General features: G+C 67.1%; 31 protein-coding genes. 14 read left to right on the forward strand and 17 right to left on the reverse strand.

Annotation, left to right across the window (positions count from 1 at the left end):
• Positions 1-41: 41 nt before the first annotated feature.
• From ACQ86A_RS00685 to ACQ86A_RS00715, 7 genes are all read left to right on the forward strand, one after another.
• Complete coding sequence (locus ACQ86A_RS00685; protein ID WP_431278732.1) at positions 42-377, forward strand: hypothetical protein; 336 nt, start codon at positions 42-44, stop codon at positions 375-377.
• Positions 378-465: 88 nt separating this feature from the next.
• Positions 466-735, forward strand: coding sequence for a hypothetical protein (locus ACQ86A_RS00690; protein WP_431278733.1), 270 nt, complete (start codon positions 466-468; stop codon positions 733-735).
• Between the two features lie 15 nt (positions 736-750).
• Positions 751-2,253 carry an FAD-dependent oxidoreductase gene (locus tag ACQ86A_RS00695; RefSeq protein WP_431278734.1) on the forward strand — a complete coding sequence of 501 codons (1,503 nt, stop codon included), beginning with the start codon at positions 751-753 and terminating at the stop codon, positions 2,251-2,253.
• 61 nt (positions 2,254-2,314) lie between these two features.
• Positions 2,315-3,040 carry a hypothetical protein gene (locus tag ACQ86A_RS00700; RefSeq protein WP_431278735.1) on the forward strand — a complete coding sequence of 242 codons (726 nt, stop codon included), beginning with the start codon at positions 2,315-2,317 and terminating at the stop codon, positions 3,038-3,040.
• Positions 3,041-3,174: 134 nt separating this feature from the next.
• On the forward strand, positions 3,175-3,339 hold the full coding sequence (locus ACQ86A_RS00705) for a hypothetical protein (RefSeq protein ID WP_431278736.1): 165 nt from the start codon (positions 3,175-3,177) through the stop codon (positions 3,337-3,339).
• Between the two features lie 103 nt (positions 3,340-3,442).
• Complete coding sequence (locus tag ACQ86A_RS00710) at positions 3,443-3,706, forward strand: DUF7218 family protein (RefSeq protein ID WP_431278737.1); 264 nt, start codon at positions 3,443-3,445, stop codon at positions 3,704-3,706.
• A 32-nt stretch (positions 3,707-3,738) separates the two neighbouring features.
• Positions 3,739-4,605 (forward strand): hypothetical protein, encoded by an 867-nt coding sequence (locus tag ACQ86A_RS00715; protein ID WP_431278738.1) that lies wholly within the window; start codon positions 3,739-3,741, stop codon positions 4,603-4,605.
• A 13-nt stretch (positions 4,606-4,618) separates the two neighbouring features.
• On the opposite strand, the gene ACQ86A_RS00720 is transcribed toward ACQ86A_RS00715, so the two are convergent.
• Positions 4,619-4,939 carry a hypothetical protein gene (locus tag ACQ86A_RS00720; protein WP_431278739.1) on the reverse strand — a complete coding sequence of 107 codons (321 nt, stop codon included), beginning with the start codon at positions 4,937-4,939 and terminating at the stop codon, positions 4,619-4,621.
• 41 nt (positions 4,940-4,980) lie between these two features.
• A complete protein-coding gene (locus ACQ86A_RS00725) occupies positions 4,981-5,298 on the reverse strand; it encodes a hypothetical protein (protein WP_431278740.1) in 318 nt (105 codons plus the stop codon).
• Between the two features lie 153 nt (positions 5,299-5,451).
• Between ACQ86A_RS00725 and ACQ86A_RS00730 the strand changes: the two genes are divergently transcribed.
• The 4 genes from ACQ86A_RS00730 to ACQ86A_RS00745 all read left to right on the forward strand — a co-directional run bounded on the left by ACQ86A_RS00730 (position 5,452) and on the right by ACQ86A_RS00745 (position 9,633).
• Positions 5,452-6,543, forward strand: a complete 1,092-nt coding sequence (locus ACQ86A_RS00730) for a Gfo/Idh/MocA family protein (protein WP_431278741.1) — start codon at positions 5,452-5,454, stop codon at positions 6,541-6,543.
• A gap of 105 nt (positions 6,544-6,648) precedes the next feature.
• Positions 6,649-7,668: a Gfo/Idh/MocA family protein gene (locus ACQ86A_RS00735; RefSeq protein ID WP_431278742.1), complete on the forward strand. Its 1,020-nt coding sequence runs from the start codon at positions 6,649-6,651 to the stop codon at positions 7,666-7,668.
• 184 nt (positions 7,669-7,852) lie between these two features.
• A complete protein-coding gene (locus ACQ86A_RS00740; RefSeq protein WP_431278743.1) occupies positions 7,853-8,554 on the forward strand; it encodes a hypothetical protein in 702 nt (233 codons plus the stop codon).
• Between the two features lie 281 nt (positions 8,555-8,835).
• Positions 8,836-9,633, forward strand: a complete 798-nt coding sequence (locus ACQ86A_RS00745; RefSeq protein WP_431278744.1) for an endonuclease domain-containing protein — start codon at positions 8,836-8,838, stop codon at positions 9,631-9,633.
• Between the two features lie 46 nt (positions 9,634-9,679).
• Here the strand turns inward: ACQ86A_RS00745 and ACQ86A_RS00750 are convergent, their stop codons facing one another.
• The gene (locus ACQ86A_RS00750) at positions 9,680-10,048 is read right to left on the reverse strand and encodes a cupin domain-containing protein (protein ID WP_431278745.1); all 369 of its coding nucleotides are present in this window, start codon (positions 10,046-10,048) and stop codon (positions 9,680-9,682) included.
• 105 nt (positions 10,049-10,153) lie between these two features.
• Between ACQ86A_RS00750 and ACQ86A_RS00755 the strand changes: the two genes are divergently transcribed.
• Positions 10,154-10,453, forward strand: a complete 300-nt coding sequence (locus ACQ86A_RS00755; protein ID WP_431278746.1) for a hypothetical protein — start codon at positions 10,154-10,156, stop codon at positions 10,451-10,453.
• Positions 10,454-10,521: 68 nt separating this feature from the next.
• Positions 10,522-10,725, forward strand: a complete 204-nt coding sequence (locus ACQ86A_RS00760; RefSeq protein ID WP_431278747.1) for an LPXTG cell wall anchor domain-containing protein — start codon at positions 10,522-10,524, stop codon at positions 10,723-10,725.
• A gap of 54 nt (positions 10,726-10,779) precedes the next feature.
• On the opposite strand, the gene ACQ86A_RS00765 is transcribed toward ACQ86A_RS00760, so the two are convergent.
• From ACQ86A_RS00765 to ACQ86A_RS00780, 4 genes are all read right to left on the reverse strand, one after another.
• Positions 10,780-10,989 carry a hypothetical protein gene (locus ACQ86A_RS00765; protein ID WP_431278748.1) on the reverse strand — a complete coding sequence of 70 codons (210 nt, stop codon included), beginning with the start codon at positions 10,987-10,989 and terminating at the stop codon, positions 10,780-10,782.
• Between the two features lie 13 nt (positions 10,990-11,002).
• Positions 11,003-11,203 (reverse strand): hypothetical protein, encoded by a 201-nt coding sequence (locus ACQ86A_RS00770; RefSeq protein ID WP_431278749.1) that lies wholly within the window; start codon positions 11,201-11,203, stop codon positions 11,003-11,005.
• Positions 11,204-11,267: 64 nt separating this feature from the next.
• Complete coding sequence (locus tag ACQ86A_RS00775; RefSeq protein ID WP_431278750.1) at positions 11,268-13,532, reverse strand: glycoside hydrolase family 3 C-terminal domain-containing protein; 2,265 nt, start codon at positions 13,530-13,532, stop codon at positions 11,268-11,270.
• A gap of 103 nt (positions 13,533-13,635) precedes the next feature.
• Positions 13,636-15,852 (reverse strand): hypothetical protein, encoded by a 2,217-nt coding sequence (locus ACQ86A_RS00780; protein ID WP_431278751.1) that lies wholly within the window; start codon positions 15,850-15,852, stop codon positions 13,636-13,638.
• Between the two features lie 715 nt (positions 15,853-16,567).
• On the opposite strand from ACQ86A_RS00780, the gene ACQ86A_RS00785 reads away from it, so the two are divergent.
• Positions 16,568-16,825 carry a hypothetical protein gene (locus tag ACQ86A_RS00785; protein ID WP_431278752.1) on the forward strand — a complete coding sequence of 86 codons (258 nt, stop codon included), beginning with the start codon at positions 16,568-16,570 and terminating at the stop codon, positions 16,823-16,825.
• A gap of 49 nt (positions 16,826-16,874) precedes the next feature.
• On the opposite strand, the gene ACQ86A_RS00790 is transcribed toward ACQ86A_RS00785, so the two are convergent.
• From ACQ86A_RS00790 to fliP, 10 genes are read right to left on the reverse strand one after another with little or no spacing between them, the layout of a single operon-like run.
• A complete protein-coding gene (locus ACQ86A_RS00790; RefSeq protein WP_431278753.1) occupies positions 16,875-17,084 on the reverse strand; it encodes a hypothetical protein in 210 nt (69 codons plus the stop codon).
• 37 nt (positions 17,085-17,121) lie between these two features.
• Entirely contained in the window at positions 17,122-17,754 is a 633-nt protein-coding gene (locus ACQ86A_RS00795; protein WP_431278754.1) for a TMEM175 family protein, read from the reverse strand.
• 39 nt (positions 17,755-17,793) lie between these two features.
• Positions 17,794-18,375, reverse strand: coding sequence for a cysteine hydrolase family protein (locus ACQ86A_RS00800; RefSeq protein WP_431278755.1), 582 nt, complete (start codon positions 18,373-18,375; stop codon positions 17,794-17,796).
• A 49-nt stretch (positions 18,376-18,424) separates the two neighbouring features.
• Complete coding sequence (csrA, locus tag ACQ86A_RS00805; RefSeq protein WP_431278756.1) at positions 18,425-18,658, reverse strand: carbon storage regulator CsrA; 234 nt, start codon at positions 18,656-18,658, stop codon at positions 18,425-18,427.
• A 9-nt stretch (positions 18,659-18,667) separates the two neighbouring features.
• Positions 18,668-19,627 carry a hypothetical protein gene (locus ACQ86A_RS00810; RefSeq protein ID WP_431278757.1) on the reverse strand — a complete coding sequence of 320 codons (960 nt, stop codon included), beginning with the start codon at positions 19,625-19,627 and terminating at the stop codon, positions 18,668-18,670.
• Positions 19,605-21,653, reverse strand: coding sequence for a flagellar biosynthesis protein FlhA (locus tag ACQ86A_RS00815; protein ID WP_431278758.1), 2,049 nt, complete (start codon positions 21,651-21,653; stop codon positions 19,605-19,607). Before ACQ86A_RS00815 ends, ACQ86A_RS00810 begins: the two co-directional genes overlap by 23 nt.
• The gene (locus tag ACQ86A_RS00820) at positions 21,650-22,807 is read right to left on the reverse strand and encodes an EscU/YscU/HrcU family type III secretion system export apparatus switch protein (protein WP_431278759.1); all 1,158 of its coding nucleotides are present in this window, start codon (positions 22,805-22,807) and stop codon (positions 21,650-21,652) included. Before ACQ86A_RS00820 ends, ACQ86A_RS00815 begins: the two co-directional genes overlap by 4 nt.
• Positions 22,807-23,565, reverse strand: a complete 759-nt coding sequence (locus ACQ86A_RS00825) for a flagellar biosynthetic protein FliR (protein ID WP_431278760.1) — start codon at positions 23,563-23,565, stop codon at positions 22,807-22,809. The genes ACQ86A_RS00820 and ACQ86A_RS00825 overlap by 1 nt, the downstream gene beginning before the upstream one ends.
• Positions 23,562-23,840, reverse strand: coding sequence for a flagellar biosynthetic protein FliQ (locus ACQ86A_RS00830; RefSeq protein WP_431278761.1), 279 nt, complete (start codon positions 23,838-23,840; stop codon positions 23,562-23,564). The genes ACQ86A_RS00825 and ACQ86A_RS00830 overlap by 4 nt, the downstream gene beginning before the upstream one ends.
• A complete protein-coding gene (gene fliP / locus ACQ86A_RS00835) occupies positions 23,840-24,700 on the reverse strand; it encodes a flagellar type III secretion system pore protein FliP (protein ID WP_431278762.1) in 861 nt (286 codons plus the stop codon). Before fliP ends, ACQ86A_RS00830 begins: the two co-directional genes overlap by 1 nt.
• Positions 24,701-24,705: the final 5 nt, after the last annotated feature.

A 24,705-nucleotide genomic window follows, 5' to 3' on the forward strand; every position in this document is an offset into this window, starting at 1 on the left:
GGGGCCTTGACCTGGGGGCGTCCCGACCGTATGAGTAGTAGATGAAACGAATCCACTACGCGAGCGGCACTCTCGTGACCGGTGACGATATCGCCGACGTCCTCGTCCGCTATGCCGCAGTGCTGGCGGAGAACGGCGGCGCCGCCGAGGTGAGCGCGCCGGTCGTCGTCGGAGACGGACAGGTCGGCAGGGCGCTGCTCCTGCTGGGCCCGGCCAGCCAGATCCTGGCGGAGGACGCCCCCGACACCGCCGAGTTGGAAGACGCGGAGTTCGTCGCCGAGGTGGGGCGGTCGATCGCCGCCCTCGGCACGCCGCAGGCCGGATTCGTGAAACCCGACCCGGACAACACCGAGGCGATCGACCTCGACTACCTCTGACGCCGTTCGGTCACGGATTCGCGTACCCCACTGGTGCATTCCTCTGGCACGCGTACTATCCGCCACCAGACAGCAATAGGGAGAGGACATGCGGGTGTACCACGTCTACATCGACGATCTGCGGTTCACCTTCGTGGACCGCGCTCCGGTGGAGGACTTCAAGGAGCGCGTCGTCGAGGCGAGCAGGGCGGACGGTGCGTTCGTGTCGATCACCCAATCCAGTCGGCCTCCGAGCGAGGTGTTCGTGACCAGCCAGACCAAAGTGCGTATAGAGACCGCGACCCTGCCGCGCGAACCCTCCGAGCGCGGCCAGGGCGACGACGAGGCGTTCTGGTTCGACTTCGACTCTCTCGGCTGACGACGGTCTGCGCCGATGACTTCGCTCTGGCTCGACGGATGCGCCCCGATCCCGACGGATGCGTTTCAGCCTGAGGCGCAGTTCGATTCCGTCATCGTCGGCGCCGGGCTCACCGGTCTCGCCACGGCACTGATGCTTGCGCGGTCGGGGATGCGCGTCGCGGTCCTCGAGGGCCGCTCCGTCGGCGCCGTGACGACCGGTAACACCACTGGCAAGGTGAGCCTGCTGCAGGGGACGATGCTCTCGCGCATGCGCAAGAACGCCACCGACAAGGTGCTCTCGGCGTATGTCGACGCAAATGCGGCGGGCCAGGGCTGGCTGCTCGACTACGCCGACCACCGGGGGATCCCGTACGACGTGCGCGACGCCATCACCTATGCCACAACGCTCGACGGACTCGACCGGCTCGACGCCGAATACGCGGCCGCCCGGATCGCCGGACTCCCCGTGAGCGAGGAGCATGACGCCGGCCTGCCGTTCGCGGTCGAGGGCGCGCTTCTGCTTCGCGCTCAGGCCCAACTGAACCCGATGGACGTACTGCGGGCTCTCGCCGCCGATCTGCGCGAGCTCGGCGGGCTGATCGTCGAAGGCGAGCGCGTGACCGGCGTCTCCGCGTCCGACCCGGCTGTCGTCACGAGCACCTCGGGTGTCACACGCGCGACCGCGGTGGTGCTCGCGACGGGGGCGCCCATCCTGGACCGCGGACTCTACTTCGCCAAGACCGAGGCCAATCGGTCGTACGCCGCGGCGTTCGTCGTACCCGGGGACATCCCTCGCGGAATGTACCTCAACGCCGAGTCGTCGACCCGCTCTCTGCGCACCGCGATCGGACCCGACGGCCGGGAACTGCTGCTCGCCGGCGGCAACGGTCACATCGCCGGCCGTGCCAAATCTCCCGCGCTTCATCTGGCGGAGCTCTCCGCCTGGGCCGAGCAGACGTTTCCCGGTGCCCAGCGCACCCACTGGTGGTCCGCGCAGGACTATCGGTCGGCCAACCAGATCCCCTTCGTGGGCTGGCTTCCCCGGGGACGGGGACGCATCTACGTCGCCACCGGCTACAACAAATGGGGCATGACCAACGCTGTCGCGGCCGCGCTGAGTCTCACCGCCAACCTCACGGATACCGAGGAGCCCGAGTGGGCGCGCGTCATGCACCACCGGGTGACGCATCCTGCAGCCATCGCGGCCGGCGCAGCCTTCAACGCCGGGGTGGGCAAGGCCATCGCCACCGGTTGGGCCGCAGCCGAGTTTGAAGGACCGACGATCGCTCAGGATGCGCTACCTCCGGCCGAAGGAACAGGCATCGTCGGTCACGGCAGGGACCGCGCCCCCGTGGCCGTGTCGACCGTGCAAGGTGAGACGTGCGCTCTCTCGGCCGTGTGCACCCACCTCGGAGGAGTGGTGCGCTGGAACGACGCCGAACTCTCCTGGGACTGCCCCCTCCACGGCTCCCGGTTCGCCGCCGACGGTTCCGTCCTCGAAGGACCCGCTGTGAAGAGGCTTCCCCGCGTGACGTGATGTATCACCACAACCGCGTGGAGGCTAGTCGCAGCAAGGCATCCGGTAGTACGGTCGCGGCATGACTATTCCCAACGACGACAGCAAGCCGGACCAACCCGCCACCGACGGAGTCGTTCCTCCGACTCCTGATGCCGCCGGGTCTGTCCCTCCCGCCGCCGCGCCCGAGCAGCCTGTGACGCCGCCCGCTCCGGCCGCCCCCGACGCGACTTATCCGCCCGCTCCTCCGGCACCTCCGGCGGCCTACCCGCCTGCGCCGCCCGCAGCCGGTGCTCCCGGCGCTTTCCCCGCATACGCGGCCACACCCGCCGCCCCCGTTGCCGCGCCGGCCGGTCCGCCCTCGCTCGTGAACACGGCATTCTGGCTTTACATCGCCGCAGCCGCGCTCAGCGTGATCAGCGGCATCGTGACCATCATCTCCGTCAGCTCGACGCGCGCGTCGATCATCGAGCAGCTGAAGAACACCGACGGGGTCAAGACCAACGGCCTGAGCTTCGAGCAGCTGGCGGACGCATCCATCGCCGGTGTGACGGTGCTCTCGATCATCACCCTGATCTTCTGGGCCGTCGTCTTCGTGCTGTTCGCGTTCTTCATGCGTCGCGGCGCCAACTGGGCTCGCATCGTCTTGACGGTCATCACGGTGCTCTCACTGGTCAACATCCCGTGGGGCTTCTTCGCAGGCGCCCTGCAGGTCATCGCCGCGATCGTGGCCACCGTGCTCATCTGGCTGAAGCCGTCTTCGGCCTACTTCGCGGCGGTCAAGGCATCGAAGGCGCCGCGCGCCTGAGCGCGCGCGTACTGAACCACGGCACAGGAGAGTAGTCAAGGAGTCGATTTCCCTCCTTTTCCCGGCCTACGTTGGGATGCGGTTGATCCGTGTCCCCCGCGGATCGCCGCAGAAGAGAAAGCAGGTATCGGCAAATGAACTTACTGCTCATCATCATCGCGATCGTCGCGATCGTGCTCCTGTTCACCGGTGGGTTCGTGCAGGCCCTCAACTGGCTGCTCTGGGTGGGAATCATCCTCCTGGTGTTCGCCGTCATCGTCTGGCTGGTTCGTATGATCAGCGGACGACGTTCGGTCTAGTACCGACAAGCTCCACCGAAACCCCCGGATCGCACAGATCCGGGGGTTTCGCCTTCGCGGGCGCGGCGTACCGTCCGGGCTGCCTGATGAGAGGAGCACCGCGATGCCGCAGAGCGAACCGCAGTTGAAGGACCAGAAGATGTACGAGGAACTCCGCAAGGAGGGCAACTCGAAGGAGAAGTCCGCGCGGATCTCGAACGCCGCCGCGGCCCGCGGCAAGTCGGCTGTCGGGCGCAAGGGCGGTGAGTCGGGCTCCTACGACGACTGGACCGTGCCCGACCTCAAAAAGCGCGCCAAGGAGCTGGGCCTCAGCGGCTACTCCAAGAAGAACAAGTCGCAGCTGATCAGCGCGCTTCGCAACCACTGACGCCGGCCGGTCGCGGGTCGTACACTCGCGGCATGGGATTGCGCGAGGTCGCCGAGGAGCTCTACTCCGCTGCGCCGGCGGATTTCACCACGTCGCGAAACGCGGCTGCGAGCCGGGCCGACGACAAGGCTCTCGCTAAGGACATCCGCGCTCTTCGCAAGCCGTCGGCATCGGCGGCGGCGATCAACGCCCTCGTGCGAGAGAAGCCCGACCTGGTCGACTCCATCCTGGAGGTGGGCGACAGGATGCGCGACGCCTTCGCCGCGCGCGACCGTGACAGCATCCGCTCACTCACGGGAGACCGCCAACGCCTCCTCCAGACGGCCGTGCGCAGCGTCGACGATGTGAGTCCCGCTGTTCAGCGCGAGATCGAGGAGACCCTGCAGGCCGCGGTGATCGATGAGTCCGCCGCCGCAGCAGTTCGCAGCGGCTTTCTCACCCGGGCGCTCGAATCGACCGGCGTCGAGGACGTGGATGTGTCAGATTCGGTGGCGCTGCCGCTCGACGGCGTCGCGCGCCCTCGGCGAGCACCGGTCTCGCCGACGTCATCGGGCAAGGCCGGGGGTGCGGCACGATCGACGACATCATCGGAGCCGGCCGAGCCAACCGAGTCGGCGGCCGACCGGCGCGAGCGAGAGCGCCGCATCCGGACCGCTGAGAAGGCTCTGGAACGAGCCAAGGCGGCCGCTGACGCACTCGACGATGAGCTCGACGCGGAGGTCGACCGACGCAGCGACCTGGAGGCCGAACGCGAAGAGCTCAACCGTCGCCTCGAACGCACGGAGGACGAACTCACGGAGTCCAAGGCCGCTGAGCGCGACCTGCGCCGCCGCATCACGCAAGCACAATCGGCCCTGCGGAGTGCGGAGAAGGATGCGCGCGCGGCGCGCGACAGCTGACGAGCCGCATCCGTCACTCGCGGTGCAGGTATTCCCCGATGTCGCTCTCCGCCATGACGATGAGACCTCGTGAACTCGAGGCGGACATCATCATCGCCTCGATCCAGTCGCGGTTGAGCGCGGGCGGCACCGTCTCTTCGAAGATGTACTGCACGGGGATCCCAGGCGCCAACCAGAGACTCACCCGCCCGGAGCCCTCCTCGATCGGGACCTCCCAGCTGACCAGGAATCCTTCCCTCAGCCTCAGCTTCGACGCGATGGCGATCTTGAGATGCGAGAGCACCCGGTCATCGAACCGGTAGCTCTGCGTTCCTCCGTAGATCAGAGTGCCCATGTGCTCATCATCACACCGCGGAGCTACCCGTGCACAGGAAGTCAGCCGGGCAGATGCTCCGTGACCTCGTCCTCGCTCATGACGACCATGCCGCCTGTGCGCTGCGACGTGTGCATCAGCGCTTCGAGCCACTGGGTGTTGATCGCCGGGGGTCGGCTGCCGCTGAACTGGAAGGCCAGCGGAACCTCCCGGCTGATCCAGAGCGAGACACGTCCGGATCCCTGCTCGACGGGCACATCCCAGTTGAGCAGAAAGCTCTCGTGACGGCGCAGTTTCGCGACGATGGCGAGCTTGACGTGGCTCAGCACACGATCGTCGAGGTCGTATTCCTGACCTGCGCCGTAGACGAGTTTTCCCATGCTCAGATCTTGCCTTACGCGAGGCCCTCCGCGCCGATCCGCTGTGGGGGATTGACACGGGATGCTCGGGGCCAGTAGGGGCTTCGGGGCTGGCGTTTCGCATCCCTACTTTTGCTGCAAAAACGGCAAAAGGCGCGCGCTCGACGACGGTATGTGGCTAGGCTCGAAGGGTTCGCGCACCCCGCAATCGACAGGCAAGGAGGCCTTCAGGCCCATGTCCCACCCCTCAAGATCGCCGCGATCGGATTCTGGCATGTCCATGCCGGGGATTACGCGAACTCGGTGCTCGAACATCCTGAGACCACACTCGTCGCCGTCTGGGACGACGACGAAACGCGCGGCCTCGCGGCCGCAGCCGAGTACGGCGTCGAATTCGTCGCCGACCTCGACGAGCTGCTCGCGCGCCCCGATCTCGACGGTGTCACGGTCACGACGTCGACCGACCAGCACCACGAAGTGATGCTCAAGGCGGCGCGCGCCGGCAAGCACATCTTCACCGAGAAGGTGCTCGCACCCACCGTCGAAGAGGCGGAGGACATCGTGGGCGTCGCTTCGGCAGCCGGCGTCGTGCTCGTCGTCTCGTTGCCCAGGCTCTACGACGACTACACGGTCGCCATCGAGCGCATCATCGACGAGGGCTCCCTCGGCGAGCTCACGTACACCCGGGTGCGCCTGGCGCACGACGGCTGGGTCGCCGGCTGGCTTCCCGAGCGTTTCGGCGACCCGGAGACCGCCATCGGCGGCGCACTCACCGACCTCGGCTGCCACCCCGCTTATCTCACCCGGCTGTTCCATCGTGCCGAGCCTCTCAGCCTCAGCGCCTCGTACGGGAGCGTCACCGGCCACCCGGTCGAAGACAACGCGGTCGTGACCGCCGAGTTCCCCGGAGGACGGCTCGGCGTCTTCGAGGCGAGCGTCGTGACCTCGCCGGGCGACTTCACCATCGAGTTGCGCGGAACCACGGCTGCCGTGACCTTCGGCTTCGGTGGTGAGCGACTGCTCGCGAAGGGCGGGGTATACGGCGACGAGTGGCAGGAACTGCCACTGCCCGAGCCGGCGCCGATGGCGTTCTGGCAGTGGGTGGAGCACATCCGCACCGGCACCACCGCCAACGAGAACCTTCGTCACGCGGTCGCGCTCACCCGCATGGTTGTGGCGGCCAACGAGTCAGCCGCGAGCGGAGCGTCGGTCGCACTGGATGCGGCTCCCGCGTCCGCGGCGGCGTCAGCTACCGCATCCGTCTAGCCCGACTTCTCTCAGCGCCGGACACCTCTACCAGAATCGCGGAACTCTTCCGCGACTTCGTCGACCCCATACGCATTCAGACATATATTCAGGAGAACTTTCACCATGAGCACGAACGACCGCACCGTCCGCATCGGACTGATCGGAGCCGGCGGCATCGCCGGAGCCCACGTCGCCGGCTACGCCCTCAATCCGGAGACCGTCACTTTCGCGGCGGTCGCCGACCCGGTACGCGCCAGTGCCGAACTGCGCGCCGGCAGCACGGGCGCGGCGATTTACGCCGACTACAACGACATGCTGTCGCAGGCCGACATCGATGCCGTCGACATCTGCCTCCCCCACCACCTGCACAAGGATGCGATCGTGGCCGCAGCGCGCGCCGGCAAGCACATCCTGTGCGAGAAGCCGCTCTGCCTCACGCCCGAGGAGGCCCGCGAGGTCGCCGCGGCCGTCGCGGCAGCCGGCGTCACCCTGATGTGCGCCCACAACCAACTCTTTCTGCCGGCGGTCGCGAAGGCGAAGGAACTGATCGAGAACGGCACCCTCGGGCGCCTCTACGAAGTGCGCACGACCGACAGCTTCTACAACGACTTCGACCCCGAGAACATGGGCTGGCGCGCGCACGCCAAGACCAGCGGCGGCGGCGAGCTGATCGACACCGGATACCACCCCACTTATCTGATGCTGCATCTCGCCGGAGGCGCTCCGGTCGAGGTGACGTCCATGCTCGCCACGCACCGCCTGACCTTCATGGAGGGCGAGGACTCGGCGAACGTCCTCGTACGCTTCGACAACGGAGTGATCGGAACGCTCGTCACCAGCTGGGCGTACGAGCCAGCGGATGGCACCGAACGCTTCTCCGCCGTGGGCGAGCTCGGCTCCCTCACCAGCGATGGAACCGTGCTGAGCTACCACCTTCGCGGAGAAGAGCCGGTCATCCTGGAGTTGGAGCCCGTCGACCAGTTCGGCGCCGAGATCGGGCACTTCGCGCGGAGCATCCTCGACGGTACGCGCCCCCTGCACACCGAAAAGGAGGGGATCGAGGTGCTCGGCATCATCCTGGGCGCCTACGAGTCGGCCCGCTCGCGCTCGATCGCTGCCGTCCCATCGCTCGACCGGGTCTAGCCACTCGCCTGTCGGCAAGAGCCTTGCGTTACGCCCCGCGAGTGGCGTTGACAATCCCCTCGAACGGTCCAGTGGGACGCGTACCGTGCATCTCTAGTGGCCGCCGACCTACGACCCCGACCTTTGTCGGTCGGCGGCCGCGCCGCGCGCTCTGCGGCGAGGCCACCGCGGTAACGTCTCAGGCATGAGCAAAACCGAGGATGCCCGACGCTCCCGCAGTGCGGAGCCCGAGCACCGCTGGCCTCCTCTGATCGCCACAGTGATCGCGCTCGCTCTCTACGCGGCGCTGCCGAGCATCATCCCCGTCTTCGAGCGATATGCCGTCGTCGGCATATGCCTCCTGATGCTGATCGCGCTCGTCGTCTACAACCCGCACCGGCTCGCACGTCAATCGAAATGGTCGCGGCGGGCGGAGATCGGGATCGCCCTGTTCATCCTGATCTCCAACCAGATCACCCTCGTCGAGACCGTCGTGCGTCTCCTGAACAAGAGCGGGAACGGCGCGGAACTCTTGCTGGCATCCCTGCAGGTGTGGGGCACCAACGTCATCGCGTTCGGACTGCTGTTCTGGGCGCTCGACCGGGGCGGCCCGGTGAGCCGGGTGAACGTTCCCCGCCACGAACTGCCGCTCGCCGACTTCCGCTTTCCGCAGGACGAAGACCACGACACCGTCGACGAGGTTTCCCGAGGATCGAGCCGACGGGCCGACTGGGTGCCCAGCTACATCGACTACTTCTACTTCTCGCTGTCGAACTCCATGGCGTTCAGCCCGACGGACACGATGCCGCTCAGCCACAGGGCCAAGCTCCTGATGGCCCTCGAGTCGTTCGGCGGCTTCGTGCTCCTCGCCCTCGTGATCGCACGCGCCGTCTCCCTCATCGGCTGACCTCACCCCTCACCCCCTCACCCACCCCTCACCGAGAGCTGCCAAAAGCGCGGAATGGCGCTCCTCAAGGCGCCATTTCACACCTTTCGCGCGACAGTTCTCCACAACTTCGTGAATCAGTGGCGGCGAGGGTGCGCGGTCGTGAGGATGAGCGCATGCGAATGTCCTCGAGCCTTCCGGCAGACCTCACTGGCACACCGTTCTCGACCCAGCGCGCCCTGCTCAGTGGGGTGAGCAGGGCTCGGCTTCGCCGCACCGATTTGGCTCATCCATTTCACGGAGTGAACGTCGGCGTCGCATTCGTCGCCCATGATCAGGTCGGCCTCGCATTCGCCTACCGGCAGCGGATGCTCGAGGGCCAGGTCTTCAGCCACCGAACGGCGGCCGCGCTGCACGGCATCCCGCTGCCGCGCTCAGCCGACCGTCGAATCCACGTCGGCGTTCGAGGCCAACGAACGCCTCCACGTGGGCACGGCGTCGTAGGGCATCGACTTTCGAACGATGTGCTGACACTTCGGACGCCTGACGGCACGCCACTCTGCTCACCAGAGGACACCTGGTGCCAACTCGCCGAGCTTCTCGATCGAAGGGAACTGGTCGCAGCCGCCGACCACCTACTCGGCTCCCGCGCGCGCCCGGCAACCACATCCCTCGATCGCCTCAAAGAAGCGGTGTCGCGATACGCCGGTAAACGAGGCGCTCGCAATCGCGCGTGGGCGCTTGCGCGAGTCCGCTGGGGCGTCGACTCGCGACCCGAATCGCTGCTCCGCCTCTTCATCACGGAGGATCTCGGCCTTCAGGATGTGCTGGTCAACGACCCGACACCCGTCGCCGGTGGTCTGATACTGCATCCCGACCTCAAGTTGCCGGCCCTCGGATTGCTCGTCGAGTACGAGGGGGATCATCATCGCGTCGACCCACGCCAATGGCGCGCGGACATCGAGCGCGGTGACCTCTTGTCCGCTGTCGGCTGGCGCACGATTCGCGCGACCTCCCACGACCTCTTCGTCGATCGCAGCCGGCTCACGCGATTACTCACACCGCGAGAGGGGCCAAAAGCGACTTATGGGACCCGTTGAAGTCGCTTTTCGCAGCTTTCGCGGACTGGATACGTCGATGGGGGCGTCAGTCGCCGGGGAGTTCGCGCAGCGGGGATGTGCGGTCGCCGGGAGCATCGCCCGTGTTGACGGTTCCCTGCGGCTCGATCAGCATGGCCGACGTCTCTTCGTCAGCGCGGGGGCAGTGCTCGACACCTCTCGGGACCACGTAGATGTCGCCCGGATCGAGCCGCACATCCCCGTCCCGCAGCTGAATCGTCAGGCGGCCCGAGAGCACAAGGAACAGTTCATCGGTTTCCGGATGCGTATGCCAGACGAATTCGCCCAGCAGCTTCACGATCTTCACGTCGTAGTCGTTGATGCTCGCGACCCGATGTGGCTGCCAGTGTTCGGCGACCTTGGCGAGAGCAGCGTCCAGGTTGAGCACGTCTGTCATCTCCCCAATCTACGGTCGCAGCGGGCACTCGCCCCAGAAAACTCTTGCGCCGCGGAGCGTGTGGGCGTTGGATGCTGCCTGAGGCACCAACGAGAGGGGTCACCGATGTCCGCCAGCGAACTCGAGATGTCGAGCGTGCGTTTTCCTTACCGGTCGCGCATATTCCATGTGGAGAAACAATCCGCCGGGCGGTGGGTCGTGCTCGACGATTCGCATGCCGAACTCGGGGTGCTCGTGCGTGTGGCGCCGGAGGGCGAGGAGCACGAACCAGTGTTCGGCGCGATTCCGCCCGGACACGTGGAGACCCTGCACGAGGGCTCGGACTGGAAGATGCTCGTCGCCGCCATCATCAACGAGGCGCTCGAGCCGGAGCCCGCATCCACAGGCAACCAGGGCGAGGCCTAGCCGAACGAATACCGCGGGATCGGGCGACGAACCCTTCGACGCAGAGGGACCGCGACTACGATACGAGCGTGAGACCGACGCTGAGGACGGCACTGGGTTGGGCGGCCGCCCTCCTGCTGAACATCGGCGCGCTCACCTTCATCGCCGGGCTGGTGCTTCCGCGCACGGGCAGCAGCGGATCCGCTGTTCTCTTCACCGGCATCGGACTCTGTGCTGTCGGGCTCGCTGCAGGCGCCGGGTGGATGTTCGCATCCCGGGCGCCGCATCCCTGACCCCACGAAAACGGCCCCGCCCGACAAGGACGGGGCCGCGCCGGAGAGAGGGGACTACTCCGGCTGCTCGGCATCCCCGACGAGGTCGGGGTTCGATGGATTCTGCGCGGGATCGAAGTCCGCGGGCGGCGGCTCAGCCGCAGCCCCATCGCCGGCGCTCTCTGCTTCGCCCTCGCCTTCGCGTCGGCCTTCGAAGCGCTCCGGTTCGTCCTCCTCGGGCACTCCTTCGGAGTTCGTGTTCGGCAGTCCGCTGGTGTCTGACATCGGCAACTCCTCCCTAGGGCTTTCCTTCTTCGCTGTACGGCGTCTCGGCCGAGTCCTCGTCCGTCAGCGGGTCGTCGAGGTCTCTGATGGCCTCGCCGATCACGTTCTGGTCGGGTGTGGGGTCGATGGCGCCGCCGTCGTCTCCGTCGAGACCGTCGACCAGGCCGTTGGTCTGGTCGAACTCGTTCACCGGTTCTTCCTTCGCATCGCTCATACCCTCAACAAACGCTGAACCCCTCGCTCTCGCAAGGGGTTCAGGTCGGTTTGCCGTGGGGGTATTACGCCGGCACGCTCGCACAATTCGCGGCGGCCACGAGCTGGTCGAGCTGCTCGGCCGTCACAGGGCTGCCCGGGAAGGCGGCCACGCGACTGAGCGGCATCGACTCGGCCATGCGCATGAGCGACGGGTCGGCGAGCATGGCGCCGACCCCCTGGTCGCCGGCCTGCGCCAGCGCGCCCATCAGCACGGGTCCACCCACCGGGTGCTTCAGCCATTCGCCGATGGTCGACTCTGCGGTCAGGATGGGCAGCCCGGCATCGCCCGCGAGCGTCACCGTCTGCGAACCGCGCAGGTCTCGGGATGATGCGCCCACCGTGACCTCGTAGTCGCCGGCCTCGACGACCCATTCCCGCTGGTCGGTGTCGAAGTACGCCAGATCCTCGTTCGGGATGTGGATGCGCACGGTCTCGGCGGAGCCGGCAGCCACCGCCACGTTCGCGAAGCCCTTCAGCTCGCGAACCGGACGCGTCGCAGCTGATCCCGGCACGGACACGTAAGCCTGCACGACCTCACGGCCATCACGGTCGCCGATGTTGGCAACCGTGAGCGACACGTCGATACCGTCTGCCGAGCCTGTCACTTCCAGCCCTGAGTACTCGAACGTCGTGTACGAAAGGCCATGACCGAACGGGAAGCTCACCGCCGCTTTCCGTGCGTCGTAGTCGCGGTAGCCGACGAAGAGGCCCTCGCCATAGCGGACGTGCCCGTTCTCGCCCGGAAAATTCAGGAACGCCGGGGTGTCCTCGATGCGCACCGGGATGCTCTCCGCCAGCCGACCTGACGGGTTGACGACGCCGAACAGCACGTCCGCGACGGCCCCGCCGCCCGCCTGACCGAGCAGCCAGCCCTCGACGATTCCGGATGCGCGATCCGCCCATCCGGAGACCCGCACGACGCCGCCGTTGGACAGGACCACGGTCACCCGCGGGTTCGCCGCGAGCACGGCATCCAGCAGCTCGGTCTGCGCGGCCGGCAGCTCGATGTGGTCGCGGTCGAAGCCCTCGGACTCGTCCTCGGCGGGGAGCCCGACGAAGACCAGCACGTCGTCGGCGCCCTGGGCGACCGCGACCGCTTCAGTCAGCAGCGCCGCTGCGTCAGCCGTCTCATCTGCGCCGAGTGCGTATCCGGGAGCGAAGGTCACGGTCGAGTCGCCGGCGAGCGCACGGATCTCGTCGAGGGCGTTGTCGAGGCGGGTCGGCACGATCTGCGAGCTGCCGGCGCCCTGGTAACGCGGGGTGCGCGCGAATTCGCCGATCACGGCGATCGAGCGACCGGCACCCGCCGCCAGCGGAAGGACTCCATCGTTCTTGAGGAGCACGATGCTGCGGGCCGCCACCTCGCGGGCGAGAGCGTGGTGCGCGTCGCGGTCGTAGTCGGCATCGGCGTCGGCGTTGTCGACGACCTTCTGCACCAGGTCGATGATGCGGTCGGCTGCGGTATCGAGGGTGCTCTCCTCGAGCGACCCGTCCGCGACGGCGGCGACGAGCTGTGCATCCGTCACCCCGTTGCTCGACGGCATCTCGAGGTCGAGACCGGCGGCGAGCGCGTTGACCCGGTTGTTGACCGCGCCCCAGTCGGAGACGACGATTCCGTCGAAGCCCCACTCGTCGCGCAGCACGCTCGTGAGCAGCCACGGATCCTCGCTCGCGTAGACGCCGTTGATGCGGTTGTACGAGCACATGACCGTCCAGGGCGCGGCGTGCTCGACCACGTGCTGGAACCCGCGCAGGTAGATCTCGCGCAGCGGGCGCTCGTCGACGTCGGCGCTCACGCGCATCCGGTCGGTCTCCTGGTTGTTGGCCGCGAAGTGCTTGAGGGAGGCGCCGACGCCCTGCGACTGCAGGCCGTTCACCAGGGCAGCGCCGAGACGGCCGCTCAGGATGGGGTCCTCCGACAGGTACTCGAAGTTGCGGCCGCACAGAGGCGAGCGCTTGATGTTGATGCCCGGGCCGAGCAGAACGCCGACGTTCTCGGCTTTCGCCTCTTCACCGAGAGCTTTACCGACCCGTTCGAGCAGCTCGGCGTCCCAGGAGGAGCCGAGCGCGACAGCCGGCGGGAAGCAGGTGGCTGGAACGCTGTCCCCGATGCCCAGGTGGTCGCCGCCCTCACGCTGCTTGCGCACGCCGTGTGGTCCGTCGGTGAGATAGATCGACGGGATGCCGACCCGGTCGATACCTTTCGATTCCCAGAAGCTCAGGCCGCTGGTGAGAGCGGCCTTCTCTTCCGTGCTGAGCGATGAGGCGCGGGGCAGGCGGTCGACCATGATTCTCCTTCGATACGGTCCCGAATACGGGGATACCTTACAACACTCGGTTTTCCGGCGGCTGAACACTCAGACAGCTCGGAGACAGCGAGAAACGGCCGCCTTAGAGCAACTTGATCATCCGCTGCAGGTTCGAGACGTACTGCACCGACGCCTGATAGTTCGGATGCGTCGCGATCTGCACAAGGTACTCCGGCGGTCCGAATTCGTCCGCCCCGCCGTCTATCGGATTCGTGCGATGGCTGTGGTCGGGAAAGCCGAGGTAGTCGGTGCGGCGCCAGAGGTTGAACCAGGCCACCTCGCCCGTCGGCTGCGTGAGGAGTCCGCGCAGGGTCGGATCGTCCGAGTCCGTCGTGACGCGCGCTCGGGCGGCCACGATGTCGTCGGCGTCGCGGTGATCCTCGATCACCTGACGTAACCATGGGTCGGCGCTCCATAGAGACGGAGCCGACTGCGGTCGCGTGCCGAGGGGCCCGGGCCCGAAGAGTTCGGGCCAGAAGCGCCCGAAGTACACACGCAGCTGCGTTCCGTACGTGAGCAATCCCACGTTCTTGATGGCGACCCGGGTATCAGGTTGCAGGGTGAAAAGACTCGCGACCGCGAGAACCGCTCCCAGGCTGTGGGCGCTCAGGATGACCTTGCGCTCGTTCTGCTCGCTGAGCCCGTCGGGCCCGAGCCAGGTGAGGATCCGCTGCCGCAGCTCGGGCACCACACGCTCGGCGTAGCAGGGAGGACCGAACGGATGCCCGGCGCGCGGAAGAAAACAGATGAGGTCCCACATGACCCCGAGCGGCCGTTCCTTCTTGGTGAGCGCGTTCGTTGCGACCGTGACGATGGCGAAGATCGCGATGCCGCCGAGCACACTCACGACCAGCGCCTGGTAGTCGCGCCAGAGCAACACGTCGATGTGCACGGTCAGGGCGAATACGAACCCGACCGCGAGCAGGATGGCGAGAAAGCCCAGTACCGGCTCGCCCCGATGGAAGAGCGCGGCGAACCTTCTCGCGCGCAGCATCTTCATCGAGAGCTTGCTCGCATCGCTGACGTAGCCGACGCGCCCATCTTTGTACTCGCCGAGCGGATATCGCAGCGGCCGGCCGCCGTCGGTCTCCGGGGTCGTCAGTTGCGGCACCTTGATCACTTTGAGGAACACGACGAGCGCGAGCAAGAGCAACAGGATGAGGGCAAGCACCGGGATGATCACCCCGAAATCCCGGAATGCCGGCGGTGGGGTGAGTTTGCCGAACGAAGCAGCCGCAGCCGCACCGGTGGCCGCCGTGCCCGTCTCGAGCCACGTCTCGACACCCAGCACCAGCAGCGTGGAGAGGATCATCGCGCCGCCCAGCGACAGCAGCATCAGCACGCCCGGTCCGGTGCCGCGCCAACCCTGATACCGATACGTCTTGTGCTGCGCGATCGGCACGAAGATGATCAGCAGGAGCAGCACCAGCGTTGCCGCGCCGGCTACTGAGAACGCCGTGATCTGCAGAACGATGTTCGCCTTCTGGGTGACGGCGAGCAGGAGCGACAATCCCGCGATCACGACGAGAGTGATCGACAGCCAGCGCGACACCCCACGACGCCACCCGAGCGCCGACAGACAGATCGCCAGCATCGCGCCGAGCAGGATGCTCGGGGCCGCGACCAGACCGAGGAACTGCTTCTCGCCGACCGCCTCCCGATAGTCGCCCGCCAACGCCACCACGATGCCCGTGAAAACGAATACGGCAACGGCGAAGGCCAGGGTCCAGCCCGCGAACTGTTCACGGGTGTGCTGCTGCTTGCGCACCTCTCGTTCCCGCGATGCGTCGTCAGTGGCGGTCGGCACGGTATCTGCGGCAGCGGCGATGCGAATGACCACGACGACGAGGCCCGCCGCGGCGGCGAGCATCCCGAGCCCCGGAAGAAGACTGGACGCGAGCGGGCCGTTCGCCAGATCGACGCATCCGTTGGCCGGGTCGAAGAATCCGTTGAGGTCGCCGCAGCCTTGGGTGCCCGCGAAGACCCTGTCCCAACCGAGCAGCAGGGCGACCAGAAGGAAGGTCGCTGCAAGGTGCAGCCACTCCGTCGGAGCGCCGACGCGGGCCTGGTCCCAGAAGCCGTCGGAGGCGAGCGGGCGACGACGACTGCCCGTGCGCTCCCGCATCGCGGTGACGGTCTGGAAGATGCCGGCTTCGTAGCGCATCCGGGCGTGATGCGAGACGAGGAAGAGAACCACCACGCCGGCGATCGGCACCAGTGCCATGATCGCCAGCCGGAGACCGCGTTCGGGCGCGACCGACGCGAAGAACGCGGTGAGGGGGTCGGCAGGGCCGGGCACGTCCTGACCGCGCTGAGGCACTGCGAGCCGATGAGGTCGAGGCTCACGGAGGCGAGCGCGCACACGTAGAGCAGGGTCAGACCGAGAGCAAACACGCGGAGCGAGGACGCGCCCCTCCCCGCCCGCCACTCGTTGCTGTCCTTCTGCACGGGCACCTTGCGTGCCCAGTACGCGGTGTTCGCTAGGCCGAACGGGAGAAGGAGCAGCCACGCAACCTGCACGAAGAACTGACCGATGACGAAGAGCGCTCCTCCGTCGGATCGCGCCATGGCACCCCACGAGTACGCCTCGCGTCGAACGCCCGGCGGCGGGGTCGACGGGTCGGCCGGATCCCCGGATTCGGCGGTCGAGATCCAGAAGCCACCCTCGTCGTCGCCCTGATCGAGCCTCAGCTCGGTGGCCGGAATCCCGAGCATCTCCGACGGCGGAGTGTTCTTGATCCCGTGGATGCGCAACTCCAGAATTCGCGGGTGCGCACCGTCGTCGTTCGCCTCGTTCACCGAGGCAGCCTCGTTCTCCGAGTTCGCCATGAGGCCGCACACTACTCCGGGCGAGGGGCGCGCGCCCAGCGTGCTGACACCGCATCCGGATGCGAGCCTGCACGGACGTGCACCGGCACTGTCTAGCCCGGGCTCACCCGCGGGCGTAGAGTCGGCTCACGCCCGACGGTGAGCGCGGTCCGCGGCCCGTCGATGGAGAGCCAGAAGGAGCCAGGATGAGCCACGAAGAGCAGGCCCGCGAGGAGCGCGACCGCGAAGGAGACAACGTCGACCGCGACAACCTCGAAGGCACGTACACCGAGGCCAACGACGAGGGACCCGAGGTGCGCACCGTGCACGGCCAGTACACCGAGTCGGCCGACTTCCCCGGCCCCGAGGCCGAGACCGAGGGCAGCTACGTCGACACGGACGAGACCCAGGAGGTCACGACCGAGGAAGAGCAGGGCGACTACACCGATCGCGACCAGCCGTAGTCGGTAGGACGCGGCCGGCCCGCCCTGACGCCTGCCGCTCTGTCGCGGGTCAGCGGAGCTGCTTGGCCTTCTTCTGAACCGCCTTGCGCGCCTTGCCCGCCTCGCGCGAGGCGTTCTTGCGTGCCTTCTTGACCGTCGGGTCGTTCCAGAACGACGTGAGTGCGTTCCTCATCTGGTCGTACCGTTCGCGCCCGGCGCGGGCGCCTAGAACGTACGCGATGACGGCGATCAGGATGATGAAGGTGGTCTTGGGACGCATATGGTTCTCCTCAGGTTCTCCCCCGAGACGGTAATCCTCACGAACCGGTCTGTGAACCCCGTCGACGAGACAGCCTGCCCAGCACTGCGTAGGCCGGGCTGGTCAGGAAGAGGAGGATCAGCCAGTACAACCCCACCTGGGGAACCAGAACGGCGAGCACCAGACAGACGGCGAGGATGACGGAGGGCACCGAAGACCGCACTAGGTCGATCTGGCCGCGCGAGTCATCCCGCAACAGGTGAGGGCTGCGCACGAGCACGACCTCGATCAGCACCGTCGAACCGGCGGTCACGATCATGGCGCCGATGTAGAGCGCGTACACGTCCGCCCGGTCGCCATCGCTGTTCGCCAGCGCGTTCGCGGTGAAAGGGATGAAGACGATCGAGGCCAGCCAGAGCATGTTCGCCCAGATCAGCCCGGTCGAGTAGTTGTCGACCCACTCGAAGAGGCGGTGGTGGATGATCCAGAACCGTCCGATCAGCCAGAACGAGACGACGAACACGATGAACTGGCCCTGGTGATCGACGACGAGCTCGCCGACCGACTTCTTGGAGATCTCCGCCGCGATGTCCACGAGCGGCAGGATCAACAGCGTGATGGCGATGGCGACCGTCGCGTCGGAGAAGTTCACGAGGCGATCGAGGCCTCGTTCCGTTCGGATCGCCGTCATAGCGACATTCTGCCGGTCGGCGAGCGCCGAACGAAGAGGCTAGCCGATCGCCGCCACGAACTCGTCGATGCTCACGACGGTGGCCTGGCGGGTGAAGACCTTCTGTGTGAGCACGCGGTGTACCTCCTCGTCGCGGTCGAAGCAGCCGTCTGCGAGCACGACGATGCGGTAGTCGCAGTCGGACGCATCCCGAACCGTCGACAGCACGACGCCGCTCGTGGAGATGCCCGCCAGAACCAGGGTGTCGATACCCCGGGCGCGCAGCTGGTCATCGAGGTCGGTGGTGCCGAAGGCGCCGACCCGCGACTTGCGCACAACGATCTCGCCCCCGGCAGGCAGGATGCGGGCGTCGATCTGAGTGGCGGGGCTCGCGTCGTCGAGGCGGCCGGATGCGGCAGCCGCAGCGAAACTGCCGGGGGTAGTGAGTGCCTTGGCCGCGTCTTCGGGAGTGAGGGCGACGCGTACGTAGCCGACGGTGAAGCCCGCCTGGCGCGCGGCTTCGCGGGCGCGGAGCAGCCCTGGCAGAAGCGCCTCGGCGCCGGAGTGGGATTCGAGGATGCCCGCCTGCAGATCCATGAGGAGGAGGGCGGTGGTCGCGGGGTTCAGAGCGAGATCGTTCACATACGTAAACTACCTCGTGATCAGCGAGGTTTGCTGAGCGTCGTCGTCGCTACAGGCCGAGAGACTTCTTGATGAGCGCTTCGGCGTCATCGGTGGCCGCGGCCTCGCTGGCCTCTTGGTTCGCCTCGGTGATTGCTTTGATGACCTCGTCGCGCTGGATGCGCACCCCGCGTGGAGCATCGATGCCGATGCGGATGCCGTCACCACGCGAATCCAGGATCGTCACGACGATGTCGTCGCCGATGAGCACGCGCTCCCCGACCTTCCGCGTCAATACCAGCATTCGCTCAGCCTATCCCGCCTGCGTTCCGTCGACCCATCCGATCGGAAAGCCGAGTTCGCGTGCCGAATCGGGCGTGGCCGTGAAGGCGGCGCCGGTGACCACCAGACCGTTGACCCCGAGGATCGCGTCGACCGCCCTGACCCAGGCGGCGGTGTCCTCCGTCTTGCGCGAGGCGTCGACGGTCAGCCACACCTGATCTGGCTCGATTCCAGCCAGGCTCTCGGCGAGTTCGGGGACCTCGGATGCGCCGCGCGCGATCCCGAATGCGGCCACGATCGGGCGCTCCCTCCGCACGCCGTCCGCCCGGGCGCGCAATGCGCCGCGGCGATCGTCGACACGGGGCGCGGCTGCTCGCGCGCATCCGCCGGGCCTGACCTCGGCGTCGCCGATCGCCTCGGCGAGCATCCTTGCGGCGGCGACCGCATCCGTCCCGAGGCCGACGACGAGCGTGAGGTCGCCGCGTCCGCGCAGCAGGGCCGGGACGGGACCCGCCGTCGTGGGAACCCGGGGCTGCGGGAGGAGGGAGTGGGGAACACTCGGCTCGGGAACGCCGACCTCCTGATCGAGGGGGCGCGACTCGCCGTCACGCGCATCCTGAGACGGCGTGTTGCGACCCCTTGTTGTCTGGTCGGCAGTGGGAGCGGGAGCGGATGTGGGCGCGGCGGGCTGAAGCTCGGTGTCGCCGACGGTGCGCACGAGGTCGTCGAGAATGGCCTGGAACGCGAGGCTGCTCGTCGAGACGGCGGGGAGCACGGGGGCGTCAGGATCGTCGTGACGTTCGGCACCGCCACCGCCGCTCGAGACGTACCCGTCGCCCGGTCGGGAGAAGTCGCCCGGCCCGTCTTCGCCGAAAGATCCGTCGCCGACGAGCGCGGCGGCGCTTCCGGCGGCAGGCCCGTCCGCATCCACCTCCGCGACCGCAGCGGCCTCAGCTGCCCCGAACCACTCAGGCCGCGATCGGTTCCGCAACGCGCACCACCCCGACGGTCTCGATGGCGGTCTGCACCGCCGTGACCTCCTGGTACGACAGCACCGCGAGCCCGTTCAGTTGCCCGGCGACGAGGCGTCGCACCGCCGGGCGCAACGCGGGCGCACACACCAGTACGGCACTCACTCCGGCGTCGTCGAGGCTCTCGGCCGTCTGCCGCAGCGAACCGAGCACCGCCTCCAGGCGCATCGGGTCGAGCACGATCTGCGTGCCGGACTCGGACGGGCGCAACCCTTCGAGCATTGCCTGCTCCAGACCCGGATCGATCATGATGACGCGCAGCGTCCCACCGTCGAGGTGCGGGGCCACGATCGCCGGTCCGAGGGATGCGCGGGCCGCCTCGACCAGCCCCTCCGGGTCGTTCGACACCTTGGCCCGCAGTGCGAGAGCCTCCAGGATGCGCGGAAGATCGTTGATCGCGACCTGCTCCACCAGCATCCCCTGCAGCACCCGCTGAACCTCAGCGAGAGTGAGCAGGTTGGGCACCAGTTCGTCCACCGCCGACGGGTTGACCTGTTTGACGCCCTCGGTGAGCTGGCGCACATCCTCGCGGGTCAGCAGCCTCGCGGCGTTCGAGGTGATGATCGACGACAGGTGTGTGATCAGCACGGACACGCGATCGATCACGGTAGCCCCGCCGAGTTCGGCGCTGTGGCGCATCTCGCTCGGAATCCACTTGGCGCCGAGCCCGAAGACCGGCTCGACCGTGGGTGTTCCGGGGAGGGCGTCGAGCATGTCGCCGAGCGCGAGCACCCGGCCCGATGGCGCCTGGCCACGACCTGCTTCGATCCCGGCGATCTTGATCACGTAGGTCGAGGGCGGCAGATCCGCGCTGTCCCGCGTGCGGACGGGCGGAACGATGATCCCAAGGTCGAGCGCGATTTTGCGACGCAGGGCGCGAACGCGCGCGAGCAGGTCGTCCGATGAGCCGCTCACGATGTCGACGAGGTCGGGCGAGAGGGTGATCTCCAGCGCGTGGACCCGCATCTGCTCGAGCAGGTCGTCCGAGCTGTCGCTGCGTCCCGCGTTCGCTATCGCGGTCTTCGCCGCCGCCGCTTTGGCAGCCGCGGCCTGGGAGGTCTTGAGCCGCTGCGCAGCGAGGATCAATCCCGCGCCGACGAGCACGAACGGGATCGGCGGCATGCCGGGGATGATCGCCATGACGATGGCAGCGCATCCGGCGATCGTGAGGGCGTTGCGCGACTGGCTCAGCTGGCCGCTCGCCGTGGTTCCGATGTCGCTCTCGGCGTTGGACCGGGTCACGATCATGCCGGTCGAGACCGCCATGAGCAGCGCGGGGATCTGTGTGACGAGTCCGTCGCCGATCGTCAGCAGCGTGTAGTGGTTGACCGCGTCGCCGATGTTCATGCCGCGCTGGATCATCCCGATCGCGATGCCGCCGACCACGTTGATGACGATGATCAGGATGCCCGCGATCGCGTCACCCTTCACGAACTTCGAGGCGCCGTCCATCGCTCCGTAGAAGTCGGCCTCGGCCGACACTTCGGCACGGCGGCTGCGCGCCTGGTCCTCGGTGATCAGGCCGGCATTCAGATCGGCGTCGATCGCCATCTGCTTGCCGGGCATGGCATCGAGGGTGAAGCGAGCGCCCACCTCGGCCACACGCTCGGCACCCTTCGTCACCACGATGAACTGGATGACGATCAGGATGAGGAACACCACCGCCCCGATGATGATCGAGCCGCCAACGGCCACGTGTCCGAACGCCTGGATCACCTGGCCCGCGTATCCCTCGCCCAGAACGAGACGTGTCGACGCGACGTTGAGACCGAGCCGGAAGAGCGTCGCCACGAGCAGCAGCGACGGGAACACGGAGAAGTCGAGCGGCTTCTTCACGAACATCGTCGTGAGCAGGATCACGAGCGCCAGCATGATGTTGACGATGATCAGGGTGTCGAGCAGCCAGGCCGGGACAGGCACGACCAGCAGCATGATGATGCCGACGACCCCGATCGGGACCGTGACTTTGGCGGCGGTCGATTTCATCGGTTACCTCCTGCGAGTGCGGGCGAGCTGCTTGCCGGTGCTGTCACGGGCGTCGGCGACGGCGCCGTCGAGGTCACCGCCGGTGTGGTCATCGTGTGGAACCCGTGCGCCGAGCCGCGAGCCTTCAACGCCATGACGAAGGCGAGCACGCGTGCGACAGAGTTGTAGAGCTCCACGGGGATCTCGTCGCCCAGCTGACAGCTGCTGTGCAGCGCGCGGGCGAGCGGGATGTCTTTGACGATCGGCACGCGTTCCTCCTCGGCCTTCTCACGGATGCGCAGGGCGATGTTCCCCGCACCCTTCGCCACGACGCGGGGCGCGGATTTGCCGGGCTCGTACTTGATCGCGATGGCGATGTGCGTCGGGTTCACGAGCACCACATCCGAGCCCCCGATCGCGCCGATCATGCGGTTGCGGCTCATGGCGAGCTGCCGCGAACGACGCTGCGACTTCACCAGGGGATCGCCGTCGGAGTTCTTGTTCTCGTCCCGGATCTCGCGCTTGGTCATGCGGGTCTGCTTGCGGTTGCGGCGCATCACGACCAAAACGTCGAGCCCGGCGAGCACGAGACCGGCTCCGACCGCCGCCTGCAGCAAGCCGCCCGCGCCGCTCGCCGCTGCGGACAGCAGCGAGTTCAGGGGCAGGCTTCCCGCCATCAGCAGCACCGGCATCAGACCCTGCACCACGAGGTAGAGCCCGATAGCCACGACGCCCGACTTCAGGAGCGTCTTCGCTCCCTCCCAGAGGGCCCGGAACCCGAACACCCGCCCGATGCCCTGCACGAGGTTGAACTGCTCGTACTTGCCCTCGAACTTCTTGAAGTGGATACCGCCCTGCACCGCCGCGCCCGCGACCACGGCGAGCGCCGTCACCACGAGCAGCGGGCCGATGGTGTTCAGGATGCTGGCGAGCCCCTCCCCGAGCATCTCCAACGCCGCCTCCGGGTCGGGATTCTCGATGATCGTCTTGATCGAGAACACCTGCTCGACACCGGCCTTGCTGCCCAGATCGATCGTGAACGGGAGCATGATCGCGGCGGCGCCGACGCCGATCCAGGCGGTCAGGTCCATCGACTTGGCGAGCTTGCCCTTGGAGCGGGCTTCCTTCATCCGCTTCTCGGTGGCCTGTTCGGTGCGCTCCTGAGCGTCGCTCATCAGCCCACCCCCAACATCGTCTTGACGGCGGTGTTCGTGAGTCCCTCGACGACACCCGGGAGGGCGACGAACACGATGGCGGCGAGCACCACGGTGAGCATGATCTTCAGCGGGAAGCCGAGCGAGAACGCGTTGAGCGCGGGAGCGACTCGCGTCAACAGACCGAGCCCGACATCGGCGAGGAACAGCACGACGATGAGCGGCCCGGCGATCTGCACCGAGGAGAGGAACATCTGCGTGACGCCGTTGACCATCTCCTTGACCGGATCTCCCAGGTCGATGCCGGCCGCAAGCGGAATCGCGTCGTACGACCGGACCAGACCCCCGATGATCAGCTGGTAGCCGCCGGATGCGAAGAGCAGCGCCAGCGCCGTCATCTGGAACATCCGGGTGAACTGGGCGCCGTTGATCATCGACTGCGGGTCGAACGCCTGTGCGAGCTGGAAGCCGCCGAACAGGTCGACCAGGTTTCCCGCCGACTGGATCGCCGCGAACACGAGGAACACCAGGAACCCGAGGGTCGCCCCGACCGCCAGCTCCTTCAGCAGATCGAGGAAGAAGATCCCGATGTCGCCCGACTGATAGCCCACGGACACCCGGGGTGCGACGGCGATGCCGAGGCCGATCGCGAGCATCCCTTTGATCTGCAGGGGGATGGCGTTGTACGAGAAAGGCGGGGCGATCACGATGAACGCGACCATTCGCAGCGATGCCAGTGCAATCGCCTCGATGGAACCCAGGTCGATGGGGATGTTCATCCGGCACTGCCGAGGAGGATCGGGATCTGCTCGAACAGCACGTGCGTGAAGGAGATCATCTCGGAGATCATCCAATGCCCGCAGATCAGCATCGCCACCCCGACCGCCGCCGCCTTGGGCACGAACGAGAGGGTGACCTCCTGGATCTGCGTGATCGACTGGATGAGCGAGATCGCGAAACCGACCACCAGGGCCGTGATCACGATGGGCGCGGCGAGCTTCGCGGTGATCAGGAGCCCCTGCATCGCGATGTCGAGAATGGCGTTGGTGTTCATCAGCCGCTCCGATAGCTCGTGATCAGCGAGGTGATGATGAGACCCCATCCGTCGACCAGGATGAACAGCAGGATCTTGAAGGGGAGCGAGATCATGACGGGCGGCAGCATCATCATGCCCATGGACATCAGGGCCGCCGAGACCACCATGTCGATCACGAGGAACGGCACGAAGATGACGAAGCCGATGATGAAAGCGGCACGCAGCTCGGAGATCATGAACGCGGGGATGAGCGTGAGCATCGGCACCGCGGCCGGGCTGGCCGGATTGGCCTGGCCCGCGGCACGGGTCATCAGCGCGATGTCCTCCTCACGCACGTGCTTGAGCATGAATCCGCGCAACGGAGCCTCAGCCGCGTGCACCGCCGCCGTGAAGTCGATGTGACCGTTGAGATACGGCTGCACCGCGTGGTTGTTGATGTCGACCAGGACCGGGCTCATGATGAACAGGCTGAGGAAGAGCGCGAGACCAGCGAGTACCTGGTTCGGCGGGATCGAGGGGAGCGCGAGCGCGTTGCGGGTCAGCGCAAGCACGACGAAGATCTTCGTGAACGACGACATCATCAGCAGCAGCGCGGGCGCCACTGAGAGCAGCGTGATCCCGAGCAGGGTCAGGATGGCCGCCGACGGTGTTCCGTTCGGCCCGTTGATGTCGATGGTCACCCCGCCGGTGCCACCCGAACCCGGACCGGCCGGACCGGTCGGCGTCGGAACGGGCTCCGGAACCATCGGCAGCTGTGCGGCGTGCACCACGTTCGACGAGATGAGCACGAGCGCGATCGCGGCGATCACTCCGAGGACGATCGCGACAACGAAGCGCGGAGACCGGATGAGACGGCCGGCTGCTGCTGTGCCCCTCACAGCTG

It is taken from the genome of Leifsonia poae (genome assembly GCF_050632195.1).
Classification (GTDB): Bacteria; Actinomycetota; Actinomycetes; order Actinomycetales; family Microbacteriaceae; genus Leifsonia; species Leifsonia poae_C.

Coding starts and splice junctions, on each gene's coding strand:
- ACQ86A_RS00685 (WP_431278732.1), top strand. CDS start 42: ATGAAACGAATCCACTACGCGAGCGGCACTCTCGTGACCGGTGACGAT.
- ACQ86A_RS00690 (WP_431278733.1), top strand. CDS start 466: ATGCGGGTGTACCACGTCTACATCGACGATCTGCGGTTCACCTTCGTG.
- ACQ86A_RS00695 (WP_431278734.1), top strand. CDS start 751: ATGACTTCGCTCTGGCTCGACGGATGCGCCCCGATCCCGACGGATGCG.
- ACQ86A_RS00700 (WP_431278735.1), top strand. CDS start 2,315: ATGACTATTCCCAACGACGACAGCAAGCCGGACCAACCCGCCACCGAC.
- ACQ86A_RS00705 (WP_431278736.1), top strand. CDS start 3,175: ATGAACTTACTGCTCATCATCATCGCGATCGTCGCGATCGTGCTCCTG.
- ACQ86A_RS00710 (WP_431278737.1), top strand. CDS start 3,443: ATGCCGCAGAGCGAACCGCAGTTGAAGGACCAGAAGATGTACGAGGAA.
- ACQ86A_RS00715 (WP_431278738.1), top strand. CDS start 3,739: ATGGGATTGCGCGAGGTCGCCGAGGAGCTCTACTCCGCTGCGCCGGCG.
- ACQ86A_RS00720 (WP_431278739.1), bottom strand. CDS start 4,939: ATGGGCACTCTGATCTACGGAGGAACGCAGAGCTACCGGTTCGATGAC.
- ACQ86A_RS00725 (WP_431278740.1), bottom strand. CDS start 5,298: ATGGGAAAACTCGTCTACGGCGCAGGTCAGGAATACGACCTCGACGAT.
- ACQ86A_RS00735 (WP_431278742.1), top strand. CDS start 6,649: ATGAGCACGAACGACCGCACCGTCCGCATCGGACTGATCGGAGCCGGC.
- ACQ86A_RS00740 (WP_431278743.1), top strand. CDS start 7,853: ATGAGCAAAACCGAGGATGCCCGACGCTCCCGCAGTGCGGAGCCCGAG.
- ACQ86A_RS00750 (WP_431278745.1), bottom strand. CDS start 10,048: ATGACAGACGTGCTCAACCTGGACGCTGCTCTCGCCAAGGTCGCCGAA.
- ACQ86A_RS00755 (WP_431278746.1), top strand. CDS start 10,154: ATGTCCGCCAGCGAACTCGAGATGTCGAGCGTGCGTTTTCCTTACCGG.
- ACQ86A_RS00765 (WP_431278748.1), bottom strand. CDS start 10,989: ATGTCAGACACCAGCGGACTGCCGAACACGAACTCCGAAGGAGTGCCC.
- ACQ86A_RS00770 (WP_431278749.1), bottom strand. CDS start 11,203: ATGAGCGATGCGAAGGAAGAACCGGTGAACGAGTTCGACCAGACCAAC.
- ACQ86A_RS00775 (WP_431278750.1), bottom strand. CDS start 13,532: ATGGTCGACCGCCTGCCCCGCGCCTCATCGCTCAGCACGGAAGAGAAG.
- ACQ86A_RS00785 (WP_431278752.1), top strand. CDS start 16,568: ATGAGCCACGAAGAGCAGGCCCGCGAGGAGCGCGACCGCGAAGGAGAC.
- ACQ86A_RS00790 (WP_431278753.1), bottom strand. CDS start 17,084: ATGCGTCCCAAGACCACCTTCATCATCCTGATCGCCGTCATCGCGTAC.
- ACQ86A_RS00795 (WP_431278754.1), bottom strand. CDS start 17,754: ATGACGGCGATCCGAACGGAACGAGGCCTCGATCGCCTCGTGAACTTC.
- csrA (WP_431278756.1), bottom strand. CDS start 18,658: ATGCTGGTATTGACGCGGAAGGTCGGGGAGCGCGTGCTCATCGGCGAC.
- ACQ86A_RS00815 (WP_431278758.1), bottom strand. CDS start 21,653: ATGAAATCGACCGCCGCCAAAGTCACGGTCCCGATCGGGGTCGTCGGC.
- ACQ86A_RS00820 (WP_431278759.1), bottom strand. CDS start 22,807: ATGAGCGACGCTCAGGAGCGCACCGAACAGGCCACCGAGAAGCGGATG.
- ACQ86A_RS00825 (WP_431278760.1), bottom strand. CDS start 23,565: ATGAACATCCCCATCGACCTGGGTTCCATCGAGGCGATTGCACTGGCA.
- ACQ86A_RS00830 (WP_431278761.1), bottom strand. CDS start 23,840: ATGAACACCAACGCCATTCTCGACATCGCGATGCAGGGGCTCCTGATC.